The organism is Pseudomonas sp. NMI542_15 (genome assembly GCF_021283425.1).
Taxonomy (GTDB): Bacteria; Pseudomonadota; Gammaproteobacteria; order Pseudomonadales; family Pseudomonadaceae; genus Aquipseudomonas; species Aquipseudomonas fortuita.
The window spans coordinates 1-4,055 of the sequence record NZ_JAJSRO010000050.1 but is presented as its reverse complement, the minus strand read 5'-3'; the positions used below and the strand labels follow the sequence as shown (position 1 = coordinate 4,055).

General features: G+C 59.0%; 5 protein-coding genes and 2 pseudogenes. All 7 read left to right on the top strand.

Going from position 1 to position 4,055, the window contains the following annotated elements; all coding sequences use genetic code 11:
- Positions 1–365: 365 nt before the first annotated feature.
- Positions 366–524 (top strand): annotated as a pseudogene (locus LU684_RS30275) (MerR family transcriptional regulator); the annotation flags it as partial.
- A gap of 91 nt (positions 525–615) precedes the next feature.
- Positions 616–813, top strand: a pseudogene (locus LU684_RS30270) (SDR family oxidoreductase); the annotation flags it as partial.
- Between the two features lie 69 nt (positions 814–882).
- Positions 883–1,560, top strand: a complete 678-nt coding sequence (locus LU684_RS30265; RefSeq protein ID WP_016487046.1) for a GntR family transcriptional regulator — start codon at positions 883–885, stop codon at positions 1,558–1,560.
- Positions 1,561–1,641: 81 nt separating this feature from the next.
- The gene (locus LU684_RS30260) at positions 1,642–2,232 is read left to right on the top strand and encodes a TetR/AcrR family transcriptional regulator (protein WP_003465041.1); all 591 of its coding nucleotides are present in this window, start codon (positions 1,642–1,644) and stop codon (positions 2,230–2,232) included.
- A 90-nt stretch (positions 2,233–2,322) separates the two neighbouring features.
- Complete coding sequence (locus tag LU684_RS30255) at positions 2,323–3,024, top strand: cysteine hydrolase family protein (RefSeq protein WP_003465039.1); 702 nt, start codon at positions 2,323–2,325, stop codon at positions 3,022–3,024.
- Between the two features lie 54 nt (positions 3,025–3,078).
- Positions 3,079–3,303, top strand: coding sequence for a DUF2798 domain-containing protein (locus tag LU684_RS30250; RefSeq protein WP_003465037.1), 225 nt, complete (start codon positions 3,079–3,081; stop codon positions 3,301–3,303).
- A gap of 280 nt (positions 3,304–3,583) precedes the next feature.
- On the top strand, positions 3,584–4,055 hold a 472-nt coding region (locus tag LU684_RS30245), incomplete at its 3' end, for an extracellular solute-binding protein (RefSeq protein WP_049273834.1).

Below are 4,055 nucleotides of genomic sequence, written 5' to 3'. Positions count from 1 at the left end.
TTTTTTTGGCGATCACGCTCGGCCTGATGGTTGGCTGCTCGTCGAGTTCAAGTGCGATCTGATCAGTGAGCGGTAGCGCAAGTGGATCGCCTCAGCCAAGCAGCGTTGTTGCCGGCGGCCGGAAGAAAGCGGCGGGAAAGCCTTGAACTAGTAGCGGAAAGGATGAAACTTTATTTTTACGATTCTCAGCATTTTCCAAGGTTGAGCGAAAATTAGGATGATACTTTAATGATTCCGGCCTCCATCCCCACAAAACGCTTGCAGATGGCAGAATTGAAATAAGTCATTGTTTTAAATGGATTTTTGCAGGAATTGCTACGTTGCAGGGTCCTGTAGTTAGGATGACACTTTATTTTCCTCCCACAGAAACGCGAGCACGGGCTGCACGCAAGCTCGCGTTGATCGAGCAGAAGATGGCCGACTTGGTCGTCATGCAGCAACTGTTAGGCGAACTGGTGCAGCAATGTGATGCGGGAGACGGCGGAACGATCTGCCCGATCATCGAGGCACTGATCAGAGAGTAATGCCTGGCGGGTGAGCTGGAGATCGGAAAGCCCCTTTACGGTGGGATTCAGAGCTTACGTTGGTTTTTGGTTCCATTGCTCCCCAAACCCCGTCAATGCGATTGCACCGGGTGAGATCGAGACGTCGATCCTGTCTGCCGGGACCGAACTGATCGTCGATCAGCAGATCCCCATGCACCGCTTGGGCAAGCCGGAAGAAGTCGCATCCCTGGTGCATTTCCTCTGCACCCGAGGCGCGTCGTACATCAACGGTTCGGAGATTCATGTCAACGGTGGTCAGCACGTCTGAAATAATCTGGAAATCCCGGCCGGAAACTTCCATCATTCGGGCCGGGCATCCGCCGCAGATGAGCGATCAATGAGCAACCCCTACCCTATTCAAACCCTCAATCACTCTTACCTGGGCAGTGGCATCTACGAGTTGCTGCGCGAGGCACTGATCACCGGGCGTTTCCAGCCCGATGACCGCCTGCGCATCCGCGACCTGGCCGAACAACTGGGCACCAGCGTCACACCGGTGCGCGACGCGATCCTGCAACTGGCCAAGGAACAGGCGCTGATCCTCAAGACCCCGCGTGACATCCGCGTACCCATCCTCACCGCCGCGCAATACGGCGAGATCCGCAGCATCCGCCTGGCGCTTGAAGGCCTGGCTGCGGAGACGGCCGCCGCGCTGGTGACCGACAGCGAACTCGCAGACCTGCAAGCCTGCATCGAAAACAACATCGCCGCGATCAACGCCCAGGACTTGCAAGCCGCTCTCAAGTGCAATCAGCAATTTCACTACGCGCTGACCACCATCGCGCGCATGCCGGTGCTGGCGGGTTTGCTCGATAGCCTGTGGATGCGCACCGGCCCACTGATCGCCCGTGCCTATGGCAACTTCAACGAGCGCATGGCCATCGACCATCACTGGGAAGTGCTCGACGCACTCAAGCGCCGCGATGGCGCGGCGGCACGGGCGGCCATCTGCCGTGACATTCTCGATGGCAACGAGAAGATGCTCGAGTACATCGAGATGGCGCAGGCGGACTGATTGGCAGTCAATTCGACTGTTGACGAAACATAGATGACCAGTTAGTTTATTAAAACTTTCTCATCACTGGATGTCTCTGTCATGGCTCGCCCGGTCAACCTCGAAGTCAGATCCCGTTTGCTGTCGATTGGCCGCCAGGTGGTTCACAACCGTGGCTTCAACGGCTGCGGCGTCCAGGACATCACCGCCGCTGCCGAGATTCCCAAGGGCTCTTTCTACAACTACTTCGCCAGCAAGGAAGACTTCGCGGCAGAGATCCTCGAGGAATACTGGACCTCGATCGAAACCCGCCACGGGCCGATCTTCTACGACGCCCGGGTCAAGCCGCTGGAGCGCATCGGCCAGTTCTTCCAGGCCCTGGTGCTCGAGCACGGCGAGCATGAATACAGCCTGGGTTGCCTGATTGGCAACCTGTCCCTGGAAATGTCCAATGGCAGCGAACAAACCCGCAAGCGTCTGGCCGATGTGCTGGCGCGCTGGGAAGGTTTGCTCGCGAGCTGCCTGCGTGAAGCGCAGCAGCGCCGCGAACTCTCTGAAACTCACGACGCCGAAGCGCTGGCCAGTGTCATCGTCGAAGGCTGGGAAGGTGCGGTCATGCGCGGCAAGGTCCTGCGCGACGGTGCACCTCTGCAGCGTTTCGTATCGATGGTCTTGCCTCGGCTATTGGAGTGAGTTTTTTTTCCTCATTAATAAGACGACTGGTCATTTATATAAAGCAACATTCACGTCTCATCCACGCAAGCACCCAAGAGGTAAATCGTCATGAGCCATCTGTACGCCGACCCCGCCGAACCCGCACTGCCTGCCACTGGTTTCAAGCTCGACCTGAGCAAAGCCGCCCTGGTGGTCATCGACCCACAGAACGACTTCCTCAGCCCTGCCGGCGCCAGTTGGGCGGTGTTCGGTGAGAGCATCGTCGAGAACAACACCGTCGAAAACCTGGAAAAACTGTTCAAGGCCTTCAAGGCTCACGACCTGCCCGTGGCCGTGTCGCCACACTATTACTACCCGCACGACCACGACTGGCATTTTGGCGGTCCGCTGGAAAAGGTCATGCACAGCATCTGCATGTTCGATCGCAAGGGACCGAACACCCTGGAAAACTTCGAAGGCTCCGGCGCCGATTTCCTCGAGATCTACAAGCCGTACATTCTCGACGGCGAGACCATCATCGCCTCGCCGCACAAGGTCTACGGCCCGGAAACCAACGACCTGGCGCTGCAATTGCGCAAGAAAGGCGTGTCGCAGATCATCCTCGCCGGCATGGCGGCCAACCTTTGCGTGGAATCACACCTGCGCGAACTGCTCGAACAGGGCTTTGAAATAGTCGTGGTACGCGACGCCACCGCCGGCCCGCGCCTGCCGGATGGCGACGGCTACCTGGCGGCCATCATCAATTACCGCTTCCTCGCCCACGGGCTGTGGACCACCGAAGAGACTATCGCGCAACTGCAACCGGCTTGATCGTGCCCGAGCGGCCGGGCATCGCGCCCCCCCGCTCTTTCTCGAGAACCCCCGATGAAAATCCCCGCCCGTTATGAGCATTTCGTTTTCGGCGTCGTTCAATCCGGCCTGACCTGCGCGGTCGCGGCCGCCATCGCCACCACACCCCATGCGCTCGACCTGGCCTTTGCCGGCCGCTGGTTGAACGCGTGGGCGCTGTCGTGGGTATCGATGTTGCCGGTGGTGGTGCTGGCGGCGCCGATGATTCGGCGCGTGGTGAGGCGGATGACGGTGGGCTGAATGACTTGGCTATGACTCACCCAACACACCGCCATCGCGAGCATGCTCGCTCCTACCGGGGGCTTCGGGGCTGCTCGCGACAGGCGCGCAAGCCCGCACCCGACGCACGAAATACTGTGCCCGTTCGCATTTTCGCAATAAACCACTTTTCATCCGCGCATTTGTAGCCGCTTCGTTCACGGACAAGCCGGTACATTAGACCTCCATGGTCCCGCAGAGCGACCGACAACAAAACCTACAGCTCGCCCAAGAAAATCTGCCAACCATTCGGAGTCTTTCCATGAGCACATTGCGCACTACAGCTTTCCAACTCGCGAGTCTGGCCCTGTTCATCGGTAGCGCCACCCAGGCCATGGCCGAGGACATCACGTTCGTATCCCAGGGCGGTGCTTATCAGGAAGCCCAGAGCAAGGCGATCCTGGAGCCTGCGGCGAAAAAGCTCGGTCTGACGCTCAAACAGGACAGCTCGCCCAAGGCCTACCCGATCATCAAGACCCAGGTCGAGAGCGGCAAGGTCACCTGGGACGTGGTGGACCTGCCCACTGGCGACTGCATCCGTGGCGAAGCCGAAGGGCTGTTCGAGAAGCTCGACCTTGCGCTGATTCCCAATGCCGCGCAAATACCCGACAGCCTCAAGGACGAATACAGCGTCGGCTACATCAGCTACTCCACGGTGCTGGCGTATCGCACGGACGCGTTCAAAGGCGCGGACGTACCCAAGACCTGGGCCGACTTCTGGGACACCAAAAAAT